We start from the raw sequence: 17,296 nt of genomic DNA, 5'->3' as shown, positions 1-17,296 counted from the left end.
CACAGAGCACTAACGGAGTAACAAAATGGCTTCCCTGAAGGACGTCGCAAAGCTGGCTAACGTATCGCTGATGACAGTTTCCCGCGCGCTTAACAGCCCGGAGCGTCTTAAACCGGAGACGCTGGCGCGCGTTCAGTTGGCTATCGAGCAGACCAGCTACGTTCCTGACCTGTCCGCCAAGAAAATACGTGGCGCTCACGCCTCGCCGAAAACCATAGGCGTACTTGCGCTCGATACGGTAACGACGCCTTTCTCGGTGGACATCACGCTATCTATTGAAGAAACGGCCAGAATGCACGGCTGGAACAGCTTCGTGATGAATATGTTTACCGATGACAACCCGGACGCTATTGTCGACCTTCTCCTCGCTCATCGCCCTGACGGGATTATCTACACCACCATGGGGTTACGTCAGGTTCCTCTCCCGGCCAAACTCCTCACCCTTCCCTGCGTGCTGGCCAATTGCGAAAGTGACGGTGAAAAGGTCGCCAGCTATATTCCTGATGATGAACAGGGGCAGTATACCGCCGTGCGGGCGTTACTCGCGGAGGGGTATCGACGACCTCTCTGCCTGCATTTACCTGCGGGACTCCTGGCCACAACCCGACGCCGTCAGGGGCTTGAACGCGCATGCCGTGAAGCGGACCTCGACCCGCACAGCCTGGCGCACAGCTATATGGCGTTAGGGGATGAGCACTATCGTGATATCCCGTCAGTGCTGCTGGCGCACATGCAGAATGGCATTCCCGGGTTCGACTCCGTTATCTGCGGCAACGACCGTATCGCGTTTATGGTATACCAGACGCTGCTGGCGCAAGGGCTTCGCATACCGGAAGACGTCGCGGTTATCGGCTATGACAATATGGTGGGGATCGGGGAATTGTTTCTGCCTCCTCTCACTACGGTTCAACTGCCGCACTATGAAATTGGCCGCCTGAGCGCCTTGCATATTATTAACGGCGAAGAGCATCAGAACACCACGCGCGTTGAAAGTCCTTTTTTAATGCGTGATTCCGTTGTGCATTCATCATAAGCACCGCTTTTTGCGCATGACGAAGGAATAGAGACAGCCAGCCTCCTTTTTTACCTTTCGATGGCACGTTTTGTCACACTCTTTTCTGCAACTTTACGCGCCGGACAAACAGCCTGTAACAGGCTGTTTTTATTTAGCATAAAATGCAATTTTCATTTTAAAAAAGGGGATATTTTCTCCCCACAACCCCGTGTCACAAAACAGTAAACAAATTAACCATTGAGCCCCGTGGCAAAAGGCTCTATATTGGCGGCGTTTTTTTCAGGCCCCCATCTGTTTTTTAACTTTTTATTCAATCGTGGCTCATAACGAAGCGGCGGTTGTAGGAGTGATATGATGACGGATAAAGTCCGTATTGACACCGTAGATGCCCACAAAAGCAACGAAACCTATCTGGCCCGTCAGGCCGAGTTTGAATCTAACGTCAGGAGTTATCCGCGCAAACTGCCTTTAGCAATTACTAAAGCAGAAGGCGTGTGGATCACCGATGCAGACAATAAAGAATACCTTGACTGTTTAGCAGGCGCGGGGACCCTTGCGCTTGGCCATAACCATCCTGATGTGCTGAAAAGCATCCAAAATGTCATTACCAGCGGCTTGCCGTTACATACCCTGGATCTGACTACGCCTCTGAAAGACGCGTTTTCTGAATACCTGCTCTCTCTGCTGCCTGGTCAGGGCAAAGAGTACTGCCTGCAGTTCACCGGTCCATCCGGTGCTGACGCCGTTGAAGCGGCGCTGAAGCTGGCGAAAAAAGTGACCGGTCGTAGCGGTATCATCAGCTTCTCTGGTGGTTACCACGGTATGACCCACGGTGCGCTTTCCGTGACCGGCAACCTGTCTCCGAAAGAAGCGGTTGACGGTATGATGCCAGAAGTACAGTTCATGCCTTACCCGCACGAGTACCGTTGTCCGCTGGGTATCGGTGGTGAAGCGGGCGTGAAAGCGCTGACTTACTACTTCGATAACCTGATCAACGACGTTGAAAGCGGCGTGCGTAAACCTGCAGCGGTGATTCTGGAAGCCGTTCAGGGCGAAGGCGGCGTGAACCCGGCTCCGGCTGAGTGGCTGCAGCGCATCCGTAAAGTGACTCAGGAACACGGCATTCTGCTGATCCTCGACGAAGTTCAGGCTGGCTTTGCCCGTACCGGTAAATTCTTCGCCTTCGAACACGCTGGCATTGAGCCAGACATCATCGTGATGTCTAAAGCCGTAGGTGGCGGTCTGCCGCTGGCCGTGCTCGGTATCAAAAAGCAGTTCGACGCATGGGCGCCAGGTCACCACACCGGTACCTTCCGCGGCAACCAGCTGGCGATGGCAACCGGTCTGACGACGCTGAAAATCCTGAAAGACCAGAACATCGCAGGCAAAGTGGCTGCACAGGGCGAATGGCTGAAAGGCCAGCTGAAAGAGATGGCAAAACGCTATCCGGTGATCGGCCACGTGCGCGGTCTGGGCATGATGATCGGTATTGAGATCGTTAAGCCACACGAAGCCGCTGACCACATGGGCTGCTTCCCGGGCGACGGCGAGCTGTCTGCACTGATTCAGAAGAAGTGCTTCGAAGCCGGTCTGATTCTGGAGCGCGGCGGCCGTAACGGTATCGTTCTGCGTCTGCTGCCGTCTCTGCTGATCAGCGACGAAGAGCTGAAAATCTTCCTGGATAAATTTGAGCAGGCACTGCTTGCTGCGGGCGTTCGCCCGGCGTAACCGGAGTTATTGATTACGATGTCTGATTCAAACCCAATTTTGTTCTCCTCTACGCAGAGCATTGAAGCTTACCAGCAGGCGATCGAACAAAGCACTCAGGCTGTGATGCAGTGGCTGAAACAGCCTGAGATGTACCAGGGCAAAACGGTCGCGGAACTGCGCGACCGTATTAAGCTGGATTTCAACCCGAAGGGGCTGGGCAACGAAGCGGCGATTGAACGCGCCGTGGAGTTCTTCCTGAAAGACAGCTTGTCCGTTCATCACCCGCAGTGTGTGGCGCACCTGCACTGCCCAAGCCTGGTGGTAAGCCAGGCGGCAGAAGTGCTGATCAACGCCACTAACCAGAGTATGGACTCCTGGGATCAAAGCCCGTCCGCAACCATTATCGAGATCAAGCTAATCGAGTGGCTGCGTACCCGCGTGGGTTATCAGGCCGGCGACGCAGGTGTCTTCACCAGCGGCGGTACCCAGAGCAACCTGATGGGCCTGATGCTGGCTCGCGATGCGTTCTTCGCGCGTCAGGGTCACTCCGTTCAGCAGGACGGTCTGGTAGGCGATCTGCGCAAAATTCGCGTACTGTGCTCCGAAAACGCGCACTTCTCCGTGCAGAAAAACATGGCGCTGATGGGTCTGGGCTACCAGTCCGTGGTGCAGGTGAAAACGGACGAATTCTCCCGCATGGATCTGACCGATCTGGCGGCGAAAATTGAACAGTGCAACGCGAACGGCGAGCAGATTCTGGCGATCGTCGCGACGGCAGGTACCACCGATGCCGGTGCTATCGACCCGCTGCGTGCAATTGCAGAGCTGGCCGCGAAGCAGAACATCTGGGTACACGTTGATGCGGCCTGGGGCGGCGCGCTGCTGATGTCTGAGCAGTATCGTCACTACCTGGACGGCATCGAGCTGGTGGACTCCGTCACCCTGGACTTCCACAAGCAGTTCTTCCAGACCATCAGCTGCGGCGCGTTCCTGCTGAAAGAAGCGCGTCACTATGAGCTGATGCGCTATCAGGCGGCCTATCTGAACTCTGAGTTCGATGAAGAAGCGGGCGTGCCTAACCTGGTGTCCAAATCTCTGCAGACCACCCGTCGTTTTGACGCGCTGAAGCTGTGGATGAGCCTGGAAGCGCTGGGTCAGGAGCAATACGCGGCGATCATCGATCACGGCGTGACCCTGGCGCAGCAGGTTGCGGCCTACGTGAAAGAGCAGCCTGCTCTGGAACTGGTTATGCAGCCACAGCTGGCAAGCGTTCTGTTCCGCTTCCGCGGACAGGTGCAGATGGATGACGCGGGCATCGCCCTGCTGAACCAGAAAATTGGTGATGCGCTGCTGGAATCCGGCCGTGCGAACGTCGGTGTGACCGAGCATAACGGCGTCACCTGCCTGAAGCTGACGCTGCTGAACCCAACCGTGACGCTGGAAGATATTAAAATCCTGCTGTCTCTGGTTGAGCGCACCGCGCAGGAAGTTCTGGCTAAGTAATACAACACCCCTCTTCCGCCGGGAGAGGGGTTATTTTAAAGCCCTGCCCACCACATCCTGGTTTTTAATCCCCAGTAACTCGTCCAGCCCGTCGTGGTACTGACCACATTGCCCTTCGACACAATCACCAGCGTCGGCGTTACGCTCACCTGCCACTGCTGCGACAACGCACCGTTTTCATCGTTTATCACCGGCATTTTCAGCTGTTTCTTTTCAACCCAGCGCGCAAGCTTTGCGTTATCGCCGGAACGCAAGGCAATACTCACCACGTTCCCGCCCTCTTCTGCCAGCTGATTAACGGAAGGCGTCGTGTAACGGCATATGCTGCACCAGGTGGCCCAGACGTAAATCAGCAGCGGCCGTTCCTGGCTCAGGGCCGAGATATCGTGAACGTTGCCGTCGATGCTCTGCATCGGCGTTGCACTAAAACTGGCGGGGAGTATCGGTTTTCGATACTGATCAACACCCCACACTACGGCCAGCGTCAGCAGAACGAGTATGATCCCTTCCCGCGCCCAGCGGCGCAGTCGACTGATTTTGCGGTTATCCATTATGACCTCATGTTTTAACGAAGGTCATCTTAACGGGCAATACGCCATCACGCTGTAAAGAAATGTCGCGCCAGGTTTACTCCTGGGTATAACCGTAGTCGTAATGGCTATATCCCGAGTTGTAATAAAGCACGGCAGATTTCACGATATCATTGAGGATCGCGCCATTCACCTGCACACCCATTTGCTGCAGACGCTTCAGGCAGTTCTCGATCTCCTTGACGCTGGTTTTACCAAAGCGGGCGACCAGCAGCGTGGTCGCCGCTGCTCGGGCTATCAGCAAGGCATCCGTTACGGCAAGCACAGGCGGGGTATCGACAATCACGATGTCGTACAGTTTGTCTATCTGCGACATCACGGCCTGGAAGCGTTCATTCATGAGCAGCTCAACGGGATGTAAAGGTTGGGGTCCGCAGGTCAATACATCAAAACCGCCTTTCTCAACGCGTTGAACCGCTTCCTGCCACTGCACGGCTCCTCCGAGCACGCAGGATAATCCCCGATGATTGCTCAGTTTGAAAACATTGTGGACATATCCCTTGCGCATATCTGCATCAATAAACAGCACTCGCTGTCCGGCCTGAGCGGCAATCGACGCCAGTGAAGTACTGACCAGCGTCTTTCCGCAGTCCTGCGTGGGTCCAGACACCATGACAATCCGGTTTGTGGCATCCATCATGGTAAAATGCAGACTGGTGCAAAGCCCGCGTACCGCCTCGACAAACATATCTGCCGGGCGGTCAACGGGCAGAAAAGGGACGTTCGACGTCCTGTGCTTCCAGTGGGAAGCAAACAAGGTTCTCCTGCGCAGGTGCGTTTTTTTCCAGAGCCATACCGAGCGCGGAAGCGTCGCCAGAAGCGGTATCCCCTGCACTTCCAGTTGTTCAGACGAGGTAATGCCCCGCTTAAAGGCTGAACGCACTAAAACCATGCCGGCAGAGAGCATCAACCCCATCAGCATACCCAGTACGATAATGAGCGCTTTGTGCGGTTTGATCGGATCTGGCTGCACCACGGCCGGGTCAATAATCCGCACGTTCCCGATAGTGCTGGAACGCGAAATACTCAGCTCTTGCTGACGCGTCAGCAACTGCAGGTATATAGTACGCCCGGATTCAACGTCACGACTCAGCCGTAAGATTTCCTGCTGCGTGGAAGGCATGGTTGAGACGCGATTATTCAGGCGCGCACGCTCGCGTTCAAGCGTTTGTTTTTTCTCCCGCAAGGCACGGTAGGTGGGATGGTCCTTTTTGAAAAGTTGTGAAACCTCTGCTTCGCGGAACGTCAGCTCGTTAAGCTGGTTTTCCACGTTAACAACCTGATCTAGGACTGACTTTGCTTCCAGAGATAAGTCGACAGAATCGCGTTGCTCTCTGTAGGCATTCAGACGCGCTTCAGCTTCATCCAGCTCCCGGCTGATCTTAGGTAATTGCTCCTGTAAGAACGTGAGGCTACGGGAATCTTTCGCTTCCTGGCGCGCAATATTCTGGCTGAGAAAATTTTCAGCAATGGTATTAAGTACCGTGGCGATTCTGGCGGGGTCTTCACCCATTAACGTTAATGCGATCATACCGCTCTGTTTCGCCGACTCAACAACCGTAAACCTGTTCTGAATGGCGTTGATTGCGTCAAGCCTTGTGACGGTTTCGAGGGTAAACTGGGTGCCTGGTTCCGCGCTGAGGGATGTCACCAGAAGCGACATTCCGTCTTTAACCAGCGCTTTCCCCACGGTGCCTTCTGCTTGAAGCGTTTTTCCCTCAAGACGATACCGCCCTTTTTCCTGTACGGTGAGTAAAAGCGTTTGTGGCTTACCTTCCAGAAGGGGAATAGTCAGCGCACCGATCGTTATTTCATCGGATTTACGTCCCCGCACGTGTTCCCACAAAGACCCGATGACAGGAAAAACGCGTCGCCTGGCGTTGTACGTCAGCCCTAATTGATCAACGGTCTCTCCCAGAATCATCCGTGATTTAAGGAGTAAAAGTTCCGGCGCGACATCTGGCGAGAGTTCGGACCCGAACGGAGTCAGGTTCTTGAGCAGTGAGTTACTCTGCTTCGCTTCTACCTGCACCAGGGCATCAGCCTGATAAACCGGCGTGGCGCTGAACGCGTAGATCCCCGCGCATACCGTGAACAGGAGCGTGACACACGCGATCGTCACCCGGTTATCAAACATCTCAGCAAACAACTGAAGAAGATCGATTTCATTATTCTGCGGTGTCGCAGCACTATATTTGTCTGATTTAGAAGACGACATTACGGCTTCATTCCTTGTTGACTCAAACGACGAGCCCATTCCTGACTGGCTTTCCCCAATTGCTCGAAAACATATTCATAGACTTCGCGACTTTTGTGATACGGGTCGGGAATGTCCCTGGTTTCCAGCCATTGACCAAAGAGCAGCGATTTTCCCCGGTTCTCCGGAGTCATTGCGGCAATAAAACGGAGGTGTTCCGGCTCCATTACCAGAATCAAATCGGATTGTTGCAACAGGCTGCGCGTCACCTTTCGGGCAACATGCCCTTCAAGCGAAACGCCATGACGCCAGGCGACAGCCTGCGCAGCCGCATCCGCCGGGCGTCCTTCAAGTCCCAGAATACCTGCTGAGGTAACCTGCTTGCCGGGTAATTGCTGGCGCAACAGCCGCTCACCAATCGGTGAACGGCAAATATTGCCGGTGCAGACCACTAAAATTGACTGAAACATTACTGCGGCCACGATCTGATGTAACGAACGGTTTCGGTCAGGTCATGGACACCGCTGATGGTAGGCACCAGTTGGGTAATCACGCGATTCCAGCGTGATAACGGTGCCGTAGTAACGTAAACGATGTCATACGGCTCCAGCTGGAATTCCGTACCCAGCACCATGGCTGACGCATCTTCAGCATTCAGTTGATAGATATTGGCAATTTTGTCCGTGTCGCCTTTTTTAGATATTTGCCGAATAACAAAAATGCCGGTTGCATCGGCCATATTTTGGTTAAGTCCACCGGCATTTCCCAGGGCTTCGGCCAGCGTCATGCCGCTACGATCCATCTTAAGCGTACTCTGCTTGACCACCTCGCCCATCACGAACACTTTCAGCGCGTCGTTCCGGGGAATAAACAGGATATCGCCCGGATAAAGCAGCTTATTTTGGGTCAAATCGCCATGCTGCATCAGCGCATAGAGCGAAAGGCGGGAGTCTTTACCATCATGCGTGAGCACGACATTACGCCAGTCGGCATCCGCAGAAAGACCGCCAGCGGCGTTAACCGCATCCATCACCGTCAGCGGAATATTGGTTATGGGTTGTTGGCCCGATTTTTCGACCTCTCCGGTGACATAGGCTTTTTGGGAACGGAAGGCGGCAATGCTGACGTCCACCTGCGGGCTCTCAATGACTTTATCCAGTCGCGCTGTAATCTCTTCACGTACCTGTGAAACCGTTTTTCCCGCCACCTGCAGCTTACCGACGTAGGGATAAAAGAGCGTACCATCGGCGTTGACCCAGTTGCCTGCATCGCTTGCACTACGATATTGTCCCGCGGGCGTCGTTAATTCAGGGTGATCCCAGACGGTGACCGTCAGGATGTCGCCTGTGCCAATACGGTATTCCCAGTTTTTGATCTGCTCATCCAGACTAGGATTTGCCTGAGATTTCGATACGGTCGGACGCAGCTTTTCAATCAATCCTGGCGTTAATGGGAAAATTTCCACGCGCTTATCAAGATTATAATTAACGTCTTCCGCCGCAATGACTTTTTTGCCGGACACACTTAAGTTCTGGCCGGGGGAAAATACACACCCCGTTAACTGACTAACGGTGAGAAATAACAGCGAAAATGCAGTTGTACTTTTCATTTGTATAAATATTTCTTTTTAACGTTGCGCTTATCGTCAATCTTGCAAAGAGATGAAACCTAACATCATGAAATTTAATTGATTGTTTTCATGCAATATGAAATTCTGGCATTGTAAAACGTGGTCAACCCGCTCTCTAAAACACGAAAGCAATACTCAACCCTGTAAGAAAAAAGGAAGTAAGACTGCTTCACCTGAAGGTAATATTAAATCGTCTTCAGAGGGAAAGCATTCACACATCAGTCCAATTTTGACGTCGAAAGTTATTTTCACAATTGATTAGTGAAATAATAAATTTTAAAAATATAAAGAGCAGACAATATTCACCACAGTGATAAACATCATCCAATTCGACTACACAAAACCGTCCACTTTTGTTACATTTTTTTTCAAACATACCCTGCGTTGATACTTAAAATGGACTGTCTGCTCCGCTTTGCACGACCTGCAGACGAAAAGTATCTGTAACGATATCACTGGAGAAAAAATGGCTAAGCGTAAATTGCTGCTTATGGGTGTATTACTGTCTCTGGCGGGATCCGCATTCGCTGCCCCGCAAACGGCCGCTGCGCCATCCGGCATCAAGGCCTATGAAGAACAAGAGTTCATCGCTGACTTTACGAAATTCAAGATTGGCGACACGGCGCCGGCGCAGTATCAAACGCCGGAGTACACCATCAAACAGTACCAGTTACGTAACCTGCCGGCTCCGGATGCCGGAACCCACTGGACCTATATGGGTGAGAACTACGTGCTGATCGGCGATACTGATGGCAAGATCTACAAAGCCTACAATGGAGATATTTTCTATCACCGCTAACTCAATTCTGATTCGCCCCTGGCAGGAAAGTGACCGCCCTTTCCTGCGCACGCTCTACCTCCACGCCCGGCGAGAAGCCTGGCCATGGCTGGACAGTGCAGACTGGCAGCTTGAAGACTTTGACGCAGCAACCCGTGACGAAGTGATTTGGGTTGCTGCTCAGAACGGTCATCGCCTGGGTTTTGCCTCCGTCTGGACAAACGATAACTTCCTGCACAACCTGTTTGTCGATCCGCAGTATCAGAGCATGGGCGTCGGGCATGAGTTGCTTGAACACGTACAGAAAACGTTTACCAGTACGGGTTCGCTTAAGTGTCTGGTGAAGAATACGCGGGCTATTGCGTTTTACCAGCGGCACGGCTGGCACATTGAGGCGACGGGTGATTCTCCGGACGGAGAGTACTATCTGATGCACTATCGGTTGGGTTAAAGTCGGGTGGCGGCTTCGCCTTACCCGACTTACGTGATGGTGCAATTTGTAGGCCGGGTAAGCGAAGCGCCACCCGGCAATTCGAGCTGAGGAATTACACCGCGCGGAACGCGATTTCGCCTGGGATGATTTCGCCCTGCCAGTAGAGCTGCGCCGCAACACGTCCCGCCAGCTGGCGATACATTTCCGCGAATTCGCTGTCCGGGCGGCTGACCACCGTCGGCTTTCCGCTGTCCAGATCTTCACGCAGGGTAATGTGCAGCGGCATCTGTCCCAGCAGTTGGGTATGATACTTCGCGGCCAGTTTTTCTGCGCCACCCGTACCGAAGATAGGTTCGTGGTGACCGCAGTTGCTGCAGATGTGCATGCTCATGTTCTCGACGATACCGAGCACCGGCACTTCCACTTTCTCGAACATCACGATGCCTTTTTTGGCGTCGATCAGCGCGATATCCTGCGGCGTAGTCACGACGACCGCCCCCGTGACCGGAATGTTCTGCGCCAGCGTCAGCTGAATGTCACCGGTGCCCGGCGGCATGTCCAGCACCAGATAATCCAGATCCGGCCACATTGTCTCCTGCAGCATCTGCAGCAGCGCTTTGCTGGCCATCGGGCCGCGCCAGACCATGGCGTTATCGTCGGTCACCAGGTAACCGATCGAGTTGGTCGCCAGACCGTGAGCCATAATTGGCGCCATGTGGGTCCCATCCGGTGAGGTTGGGCGCTGGTTTTCCGCGCCCAGCATGTTCGGAATAGACGGACCGTAGATATCCGCATCCAGAATACCGACCTTTGCCCCTTCCGCTGCCAGCGCGAGCGCCAGGTTTACGGCGGTAGAGGATTTCCCCACCCCGCCCTTGCCCGAACTGACGGCGATGATGTTTTTCACGCCGTTCACGCCAGGCTGGTTTTTCACGCGCTTCAGCGTGGCGATGCTGTGGCTCAACTTCCAGTCGATCGCCTTCGCACCGGTAATGCGCAGCAGCTCAGAGCTGGTCTGCTCTTTCAGCGCGTCAAAGGCGCTGGTCCAGACGAACGGCATCTGCAGCTCAATATGCAGCGTATCATCGAGCCAGGCAACGTGGTGTAACGCTTTCAGCGTAGTGAGATTGTGCTTCAGGGTTGGATGCTGAAAGTTAGCCAGCGTCCCGGCGACCATTGCTCGTAAGGCTTCCGGTGATTTGGCCTGGGATTGAGAACTCATCCCGACTCCTTTGTTCTTGTGAATAAGACCTTAGATGAACAAGTTTACCTGAAAGCCCGTGGTTTGTGCTTACTTAATAATGCCCCTTTTGGTAATATCAAAAACCCTTTTCACAGTTAAAAGAAGTAATGCCTACTATGACTCAAGTCGCGAAAAAAATTCTGGTAACGTGCGCCCTGCCGTACGCCAACGGCTCAATCCACCTCGGCCACATGCTGGAGCATATCCAGGCTGATGTCTGGGTCCGTTACCAGCGAATGCGCGGCCACGAGGTTAACTTCATCTGTGCGGACGATGCTCACGGCACGCCGATCATGCTGAAAGCGCAGCAGCTGGGTATCTCCCCGGAGCAGATGATTGCCGAAATGAGTCAGGAGCATCAGACCGATTTTGCTGGCTTTGACATCAGCTATGACAACTATCACTCCACGCACAGCGACGAAAACCGCGAGCTGTCGGAGCTGATCTACACCCGTCTGAAAGAGAACGGTTTTATCAAAAACCGCACCATCTCTCAGCTGTACGATCCTGAAAAAGGCATGTTCCTGCCGGACCGTTTCGTCAAAGGCACCTGTCCGAAATGTAAATCCCCGGACCAGTACGGCGATAACTGCGAAGTGTGCGGCGCGACCTACAGCCCGACCGAGCTTATCGAGCCGAAATCCGTGGTTTCCGGCGCCACGCCTGTGATGCGTGACTCCGAGCACTTCTTCTTCGACCTGCCGTCCTTCAGCGAAATGCTGCAGGCGTGGACCCGCAGCGGCGCGCTGCAGGAGCAGGTGGCGAACAAAATGCAGGAGTGGTTCGAATCCGGCCTGCAGCAGTGGGATATCTCCCGCGATGCGCCGTACTTCGGCTTTGAAATCCCGAACGCGCCGGGCAAATACTTCTACGTCTGGCTGGACGCGCCAATCGGCTACATGGGCTCCTTCAAGAACCTGTGCGACAAGCGTGGCGACACCGTCAGCTTCGACGAATACTGGAAGAAAGATTCCACTGCCGAGCTGTATCACTTCATCGGTAAAGACATCGTTTACTTCCACAGCCTGTTCTGGCCGGCGATGCTGGAAGGCAGCAACTTCCGCAAGCCAACCAACCTGTTCGTACACGGCTACGTGACGGTGAACGGCGCCAAGATGTCCAAGTCCCGTGGGACGTTCATCAAAGCCAGCACCTGGCTGAACCACTTCGACGCGGACAGCCTGCGCTACTACTACACCGCGAAGCTCTCTTCCCGCATTGACGACATCGACCTGAACCTGGAAGATTTCGTGCAGCGCGTGAATGCGGACATCGTCAACAAGGTGGTGAACCTGGCGTCCCGTAACGCGGGCTTTATTGCCAAACGCTTTGATGGCGTGATGGCGGCTGAACTGGCCGATCCTGCCCTGTACAAAACCTTTACCGACGCGGCGACAACCATTGGCGAAGCCTGGGAAGCGCGCGAGTTCGGCAAAGCGGTACGTGAAATCATGGCCCTGGCTGACCTGGCGAACCGCTATGTCGACGAGCAGGCGCCGTGGGTGGTGGCGAAACAGGAAGGCCGCGATGCTGACCTCCAGGCCATCTGCTCCATGGGCATCAACCTGTTCCGCGTGCTGATGACCTACCTGAAGCCGGTTCTGCCGCAGCTGGCTGCCCGTGCTGAAGCGTTCCTGAACACCGAACTGACCTGGGATGCCATGGCGCAGCCGCTGCTCGGCCACAAGGTGAACACCTTTAAAGCGCTGTACAACCGCATCGAGATGAAGCAGGTTGAAGCCCTGGTGGAAGCGTCTAAAGAAGAGGTGAAGGCGGCTGCGGCACCGGTGACCGGCCCGCTGGCAGACGATCCGATTCAGGAGACCATTACCTTTGACGATTTCGCCAAAGTCGACCTGCGCGTGGCGCTGATCGAAAACGCGGAGTTCGTGGAAGGTTCTGACAAGCTGCTGCGCCTGACGCTGGATCTGGGCGGCGAGAAGCGTAACGTCTTCTCCGGCATCCGTTCTGCGTACCCGGACCCGCAGGTGCTGATCGGTCGTCAAACCGTGATGGTGGCGAACCTGGCGCCACGCAAAATGCGCTTCGGCATCTCTGAAGGGATGGTGATGGCCGCAGGCCCTGGCGGGAAAGATATTTTCCTGTTAAGCCCTGACGAAGGCGCGAAGCCTGGCCAGCAGGTGAAATAACAAAAAAGCCGGAGATAATCTCCGGCTTTTTTTATGGCGTTTTGTTTTCTCCCTCTCCCCGAGGGAGAGGGTCGGGTGAGGGCATCAGGCCGCACCCTACCGACTTTACGCCTTCGGGTGATGCACCCGGTGGGTCAGCCCGCGCAGGAAGTTACGCAGAAACTGATCGCCGCACTCGCGGTAGTTTTTATGATCCGGCGCGCGCATCATGGCGGTCACTTCCGGCACGGATACACGGTATTTTTGTTCCGTCATGATCGCCACGATATCGTCCGTTTTCAGCGAGAACGCGATGCGCAGCTTTTTCAATACCGTGTTGTTGTTCACGCGACGCTCCAGCGCCAGCTCTGGCGCAGCCGGATCTTTGCCACGCTTATCGTAAATCAGGCCATTCAGGAAACCCGACAAAATAATGTCCGGGCAGCGAACGAAGCCCTCTTCGTCTTCTTTGGTCATCCAGGTATCGAAACCTGCAGACGTGGATTCCATGTCCGACAGCGCAAGAATGCGCACCATGTCGTTATTGTTTGCTTTCAGAGTGTAGCGCAGGCTACGAAGAATATCGTTACTTAGCATAGAGCCTTCGAATGTCGATGATGCAATGGCGCGCAGTGTACCAGTTTTAAAGGCCAATCGCCTCTTTCAAACTCTTCAGATAGCGACGGCTGACGGGTACCGTTTGCCCGGCACGCAGCACCAGCTCGGCCTGGCCGTTATCTTCCAGGCGGATCTCCTTCAGGTGCGCCATGTTCACCAGATACTGGCGGTGGCAGCGGATCAGCGGCGTGCGGCTCTCCAGCGTCCGCAGGGTCAGCTCGGTGAACCCTTCGTTCCCTTCCGCGCTGGTGACAAACACCCCGCTCAGGCGGCTGCTAACAAACGCCACATCATCCATCTGCAGAAGATAGATTCGGCTGTGCCCGGTGCAGGGGATAAACTTCAGCGGCTGCTGGTTTTCCGGCAGCAGCGTGACGTCCTGTACGGTTCGCTCCTGGCGTAAACGGCTGAGCGTTTTTTCCAGACGCTTCTCTTCAATCGGCTTGAGTAAATAGTCAAACGCGTGCTCCTCAAAGGCCTTAACGGCATATTCGTCGAACGCCGTCAGGAACACGATGTAGGGGCGATGCGCCGGGTCGAGCATGCCGACCATCTCCAGCCCGCTGATGCGGGGCATCTGAATATCCAGGAACAGCACGTCCGGGCGTAGCTTGTGCACCGCTCCGATGGCCTCAATCGCGTTCGCGCACTCCCCCACAATCTCTATATCAGGCTGCTCCTGCAGCAGAACGCGCAGGTTTTCCCGTGCCAGCGGCTCGTCATCCACAATCAGCACTCTTAACATGCGTTTTCCTCCAGTGGCAATCGTACGGTAATACGGGTAAATCGGTCTGGCTCACAGGCGACGGTAATGCCACAGTCATCGCCAAAATGCGCGCGCAGGCGTTTATCCACCAGGCTCATTCCTAAACCGCCGGAGGCGGAAGGCTGGTAAAGCCCGGCATTATCTTCAATATCCAGCACCAGATGGTGGTTAAAACGGCTGGCGGCAATGGTTATCTCGCCTGTCCCCAGAAGCTGTGACGTGCCGTGTTTGATGGCGTTTTCGACAATAGGCTGTAGGGTAAAGGCCGGGAGATGCTGATACGCCAGCTCGTCCGGAACGGAGAGCGTCACCTGCAGGCGCGACTGGAAACGCGCCTGTTCAATCTGCAGATAGGCATTCACGTGCTCAATCTCATCGGCGAGGGTCACGATCTCGGACGGCCGCTTCAGGTTCTTGCGGAAAAAGGTCGACAGGAACTGCACCAGCTGCGCGGCCTGATCGCTGTCGCGGCGGATCACCGCTTTGAGCGTGTTGAGGGCATTAAACAGGAAATGCGGGTTGACCTGGGCATGCAGCAGCTTAATTTCAGACTGCGTCAGCAGCGCTTTCTGCCGTTCATACTGCCCGGCCAGAATTTGCGCGGACAGCAGCTGGGCTATCCCCTCTCCCAGGGTGCGGTTGATGGAGCTGAACAGACGGTTTTTGGCCTCATACAGCTTGATAGTCCCCATCACCCGCTGGTTTTCCCCGCGTAGCGGAATCACCAGCGTGGAGCCGAGCTTGCACTGCGGATGCAGCGAACAGCGGTAAGGCACTTCGTTACCGTCGGCATACACCACCTCACCGGTTTCAATGGCGCGCAGCGTGTAGGCTGAGGAGATCGGTTTACCCGGCAGATGGTGATCGTCCCCGGTGCCGGTAAAGGCCAGCAGCCGCTCGCGGTCGGTTATGGCCACCGCGCCGATATCCAGCTCCTTGTAGAGCACCTGCGCGACCTTCATGCTGTTCTCTTCGTTAAACCCCTGACGCAGGATCCCTTCGGTTGAGGCGGCGACCTTCAGCGCCGTGGCGGAAAACGCCGAGGTGTACTTCTCAAACATGGCGCGCTTGTCGAGCAGAATACGCATAAACAGCGCCGCGCCCACGGTGTTGGTTACCATCATCGGGGCGGCAATACTGCTGACCAGGTGCAGCGCATCTTCAAACGGACGGGCAATGAGCAGAATGATCGCCATCTGCGCCATTTCGGCCACAAAGGTAATGGCACCGGCGGTGAGCGGGCTAAAGACTTTATCCGGGCGGCCGCGTTTGATCATGTAGCTGTGCACCAGCCCGCCGAGCAGCCCTTCCACGATCGTGGAGATCATACAGCTGAGCGCCGTCATCCCGCCCATGGAATAGCGATGCAGCCCTCCGGTTAAACCGACAAGGCCACCGACGACGGGACCGCCCAGCAGCCCGCCCATCACCGCGCCGATCGCGCGCGTATTGGCAATAGAGTCTTCGATATGGAGACCAAAATAGGTCCCCATGATGCAGAAAATAGAGAAGGTGACGTAGCAGAGCAGCTTATGCGGCAGACGTACGGTGACCTGCATCAGCGGGATAAACAGGCGCGTTTTGCTCATCAGCCAGGCAATGACAAGAAACACGCACATCTGCTGAAGCAACAGCAGCACCAGATTAAACTCGTACATACTCAAAACCGCACACGCTAAAAACGCGTAACATACACTGATGCGGGTTTACTTTCTTTGAAGCATCCCAAAAAAGCGCAAAATCGTGTCCGTTATCACACCTTTTTCTGAATATCGCGCATGCTTCGCATTGTTTGTTCAAAAATCAATCAATCCTTCCTGGTTCGCCAAAGTGGGTCTACAGTTAAGCTGGGAACGCGTAAGCCAGGGGGCGAATATGGCGCTTTACACAATAGGTGAAGTGGCACTCCTTTGTGATATCAATCCCGTTACCCTACGGGCGTGGCAGCGACGGTATGGATTGCTTAAACCGCAGAGGACCGACGGTGGGCATCGCCTTTTCAATGAGGCTGATATCGACCGCATCCGCGAAATTAAAAGCTGGATCGACAACGGAGTGCAGGTCGGCAAGGTGAAGTCCCTGCTGAGCCATGACGATCCGGACACACAACACCTCTGGCGCGAACAACAGGAAACCCTGCTGCGACTCCTGCAGGCGGGCAATCTTCAGCGTCTGCGCGCATGGATAAAAGAGCAGGGCCGCGACTATCCGGCACAGACGCTGATCAGCCATCTTTTCATTCCGCTCCGTCGACGCCTTCAGTGCCAGCAGTCCACCCTGCAGGCGCTGCTCAGCATACTCGACGGGGTGCTGATCAACTATATTGCCGTCTGCCTTGCCTCAGCGAAGAACAAAGCCGGAAAAGATGCGCTGGTGGTCGGCTGGAACGTGCACGATACCACCCGCCTGTGGCTGGAAGCGTGGATTGCGACCCAGAAGGGCTGGCGCGTGGATGTCCTGGCGCACTCGCTGGCGCAGCTTAAGCCCGAGTTTTTCGACGGTCAGACCCTGCTGGTCTGGTGTGGCGAAGTGCCATCCGCCACGCAGCAGCAGCTGCTGACGGAATGGCGAGAGAATGGTTACCCGGTTTATTCCCTTGGCCCGGATGAGCCATAACGGCATTTAATGGTTCATTAACAGCTGCGCTTCACCGTATAATTGTTCCGTTAACAACAGGAGCACAT

General features: G+C 54.9%; 15 protein-coding genes. 7 read left to right on the top strand and 8 right to left on the bottom strand.

All coding sequences use genetic code 11. The features are described from left to right. Window positions 1-25 precede the first annotated feature (25 nt). From BJ885_RS11355 to BJ885_RS11345, 3 genes are all read left to right on the top strand, one after another. Entirely contained in the window at window positions 26-1,033 is a 1,008-nt protein-coding gene (locus BJ885_RS11355) for a LacI family DNA-binding transcriptional regulator (protein WP_121931958.1), read from the top strand. 333 nt (window positions 1,034-1,366) lie between these two features. Then, window positions 1,367-2,743 carry a diaminobutyrate--2-oxoglutarate transaminase gene (locus BJ885_RS11350; protein ID WP_014884533.1) on the top strand — a complete coding sequence of 459 codons (1,377 nt, stop codon included), beginning with the start codon at window positions 1,367-1,369 and terminating at the stop codon, window positions 2,741-2,743. 18 nt (window positions 2,744-2,761) lie between these two features. After that, complete coding sequence (locus BJ885_RS11345) at window positions 2,762-4,228, top strand: aspartate aminotransferase family protein (protein ID WP_121931957.1); 1,467 nt, start codon at window positions 2,762-2,764, stop codon at window positions 4,226-4,228. Between the two features lie 35 nt (window positions 4,229-4,263). On the opposite strand, the gene BJ885_RS11340 is transcribed toward BJ885_RS11345, so the two are convergent. The 4 genes from BJ885_RS11340 to BJ885_RS11325 form a co-directional block, all read right to left on the bottom strand. Next, on the bottom strand, window positions 4,264-4,779 hold the full coding sequence (locus BJ885_RS11340) for a protein disulfide oxidoreductase (RefSeq protein WP_121931956.1): 516 nt from the start codon (window positions 4,777-4,779) through the stop codon (window positions 4,264-4,266). A 76-nt stretch (window positions 4,780-4,855) separates the two neighbouring features. Beyond that, window positions 4,856-7,036, bottom strand: coding sequence for a polysaccharide biosynthesis tyrosine autokinase (locus BJ885_RS11335; protein WP_121931955.1), 2,181 nt, complete (start codon window positions 7,034-7,036; stop codon window positions 4,856-4,858). After that, complete coding sequence (locus tag BJ885_RS11330) at window positions 7,036-7,485, bottom strand: protein-tyrosine-phosphatase (protein ID WP_029740172.1); 450 nt, start codon at window positions 7,483-7,485, stop codon at window positions 7,036-7,038. The genes BJ885_RS11335 and BJ885_RS11330 overlap by 1 nt, the downstream gene beginning before the upstream one ends. Then, window positions 7,485-8,624 carry a polysaccharide export protein gene (locus BJ885_RS11325; protein WP_121931954.1) on the bottom strand — a complete coding sequence of 380 codons (1,140 nt, stop codon included), beginning with the start codon at window positions 8,622-8,624 and terminating at the stop codon, window positions 7,485-7,487. Before BJ885_RS11325 ends, BJ885_RS11330 begins: the two co-directional genes overlap by 1 nt. A 487-nt stretch (window positions 8,625-9,111) precedes the next feature. Between BJ885_RS11325 and BJ885_RS11320 the strand changes: the two genes are divergently transcribed. Together BJ885_RS11320 and BJ885_RS11315 are read left to right on the top strand one after the other, a co-directional pair. After that, window positions 9,112-9,444 (top strand): RcnB family protein, encoded by a 333-nt coding sequence (locus tag BJ885_RS11320; protein WP_121931953.1) that lies wholly within the window; start codon window positions 9,112-9,114, stop codon window positions 9,442-9,444. Further along, the gene (locus BJ885_RS11315) at window positions 9,419-9,874 is read left to right on the top strand and encodes a GNAT family N-acetyltransferase (protein WP_259467216.1); all 456 of its coding nucleotides are present in this window, start codon (window positions 9,419-9,421) and stop codon (window positions 9,872-9,874) included. The genes BJ885_RS11320 and BJ885_RS11315 overlap by 26 nt, the downstream gene beginning before the upstream one ends. Window positions 9,875-9,968: 94 nt before the next feature. On the opposite strand, the gene apbC is transcribed toward BJ885_RS11315, so the two are convergent. After that, complete coding sequence (apbC, locus tag BJ885_RS11310; RefSeq protein WP_029740176.1) at window positions 9,969-11,078, bottom strand: iron-sulfur cluster carrier protein ApbC; 1,110 nt, start codon at window positions 11,076-11,078, stop codon at window positions 9,969-9,971. A 137-nt stretch (window positions 11,079-11,215) separates the two neighbouring features. Between apbC and metG the strand changes: the two genes are divergently transcribed. Then, on the top strand, window positions 11,216-13,249 hold the full coding sequence (metG, locus tag BJ885_RS11305; RefSeq protein ID WP_029740177.1) for a methionine--tRNA ligase: 2,034 nt from the start codon (window positions 11,216-11,218) through the stop codon (window positions 13,247-13,249). Window positions 13,250-13,354: 105 nt separating this feature from the next. Here the strand turns inward: metG and BJ885_RS11300 are convergent, their stop codons facing one another. The 3 genes from BJ885_RS11300 to BJ885_RS11290 are packed head-to-tail and all read right to left on the bottom strand — an operon-like array spanning window position 13,355 to window position 16,270. Beyond that, entirely contained in the window at window positions 13,355-13,825 is a 471-nt protein-coding gene (locus BJ885_RS11300) for a DUF1456 family protein (protein WP_023312442.1), read from the bottom strand. A gap of 46 nt (window positions 13,826-13,871) precedes the next feature. Beyond that, on the bottom strand, window positions 13,872-14,591 hold the full coding sequence (gene btsR / locus BJ885_RS11295) for a two-component system response regulator BtsR (protein WP_121931951.1): 720 nt from the start codon (window positions 14,589-14,591) through the stop codon (window positions 13,872-13,874). Beyond that, entirely contained in the window at window positions 14,585-16,270 is a 1,686-nt protein-coding gene (locus BJ885_RS11290; RefSeq protein WP_063143803.1) for a sensor histidine kinase, read from the bottom strand. Before BJ885_RS11290 ends, btsR begins: the two co-directional genes overlap by 7 nt. Before the next feature lie 217 nt (window positions 16,271-16,487). Here BJ885_RS11290 and mlrA point away from each other — a divergent pair, with 217 nt between their 5' ends. Next, window positions 16,488-17,228 carry an HTH-type transcriptional regulator MlrA gene (mlrA, locus tag BJ885_RS11285; RefSeq protein WP_029740179.1) on the top strand — a complete coding sequence of 247 codons (741 nt, stop codon included), beginning with the start codon at window positions 16,488-16,490 and terminating at the stop codon, window positions 17,226-17,228. Window positions 17,229-17,296: the final 68 nt, after the last annotated feature.

The sequence above is a fragment of the Enterobacter sp. WP_7_1 genome, from assembly GCF_003688535.1.
Classification (GTDB): domain Bacteria; phylum Pseudomonadota; class Gammaproteobacteria; order Enterobacterales; family Enterobacteriaceae; genus Enterobacter; species Enterobacter asburiae.
The sequence above is the reverse complement of the archived record's forward strand: the minus strand, read 5'-3'. Positions and strand labels throughout refer to the sequence as shown.

Coding starts and splice junctions, on each gene's coding strand:
- BJ885_RS11335 (WP_121931955.1), bottom strand. CDS start 7,036: ATGTCGTCTTCTAAATCAGACAAATATAGTGCTGCGACACCGCAGAAT.
- BJ885_RS11355 (WP_121931958.1), top strand. CDS start 26: ATGGCTTCCCTGAAGGACGTCGCAAAGCTGGCTAACGTATCGCTGATG.
- BJ885_RS11350 (WP_014884533.1), top strand. CDS start 1,367: ATGATGACGGATAAAGTCCGTATTGACACCGTAGATGCCCACAAAAGC.
- BJ885_RS11330 (WP_029740172.1), bottom strand. CDS start 7,485: ATGTTTCAGTCAATTTTAGTGGTCTGCACCGGCAATATTTGCCGTTCA.
- BJ885_RS11325 (WP_121931954.1), bottom strand. CDS start 8,624: ATGAAAAGTACAACTGCATTTTCGCTGTTATTTCTCACCGTTAGTCAG.
- BJ885_RS11345 (WP_121931957.1), top strand. CDS start 2,762: ATGTCTGATTCAAACCCAATTTTGTTCTCCTCTACGCAGAGCATTGAA.
- apbC (WP_029740176.1), bottom strand. CDS start 11,078: ATGAGTTCTCAATCCCAGGCCAAATCACCGGAAGCCTTACGAGCAATG.
- BJ885_RS11300 (WP_023312442.1), bottom strand. CDS start 13,825: ATGCTAAGTAACGATATTCTTCGTAGCCTGCGCTACACTCTGAAAGCA.
- BJ885_RS11340 (WP_121931956.1), bottom strand. CDS start 4,779: ATGGATAACCGCAAAATCAGTCGACTGCGCCGCTGGGCGCGGGAAGGG.
- BJ885_RS11315 (WP_259467216.1), top strand. CDS start 9,419: ATGGAGATATTTTCTATCACCGCTAACTCAATTCTGATTCGCCCCTGG.
- metG (WP_029740177.1), top strand. CDS start 11,216: ATGACTCAAGTCGCGAAAAAAATTCTGGTAACGTGCGCCCTGCCGTAC.
- BJ885_RS11290 (WP_063143803.1), bottom strand. CDS start 16,270: ATGTACGAGTTTAATCTGGTGCTGCTGTTGCTTCAGCAGATGTGCGTG.
- btsR (WP_121931951.1), bottom strand. CDS start 14,591: ATGTTAAGAGTGCTGATTGTGGATGACGAGCCGCTGGCACGGGAAAAC.
- mlrA (WP_029740179.1), top strand. CDS start 16,488: ATGGCGCTTTACACAATAGGTGAAGTGGCACTCCTTTGTGATATCAAT.
- BJ885_RS11320 (WP_121931953.1), top strand. CDS start 9,112: ATGGCTAAGCGTAAATTGCTGCTTATGGGTGTATTACTGTCTCTGGCG.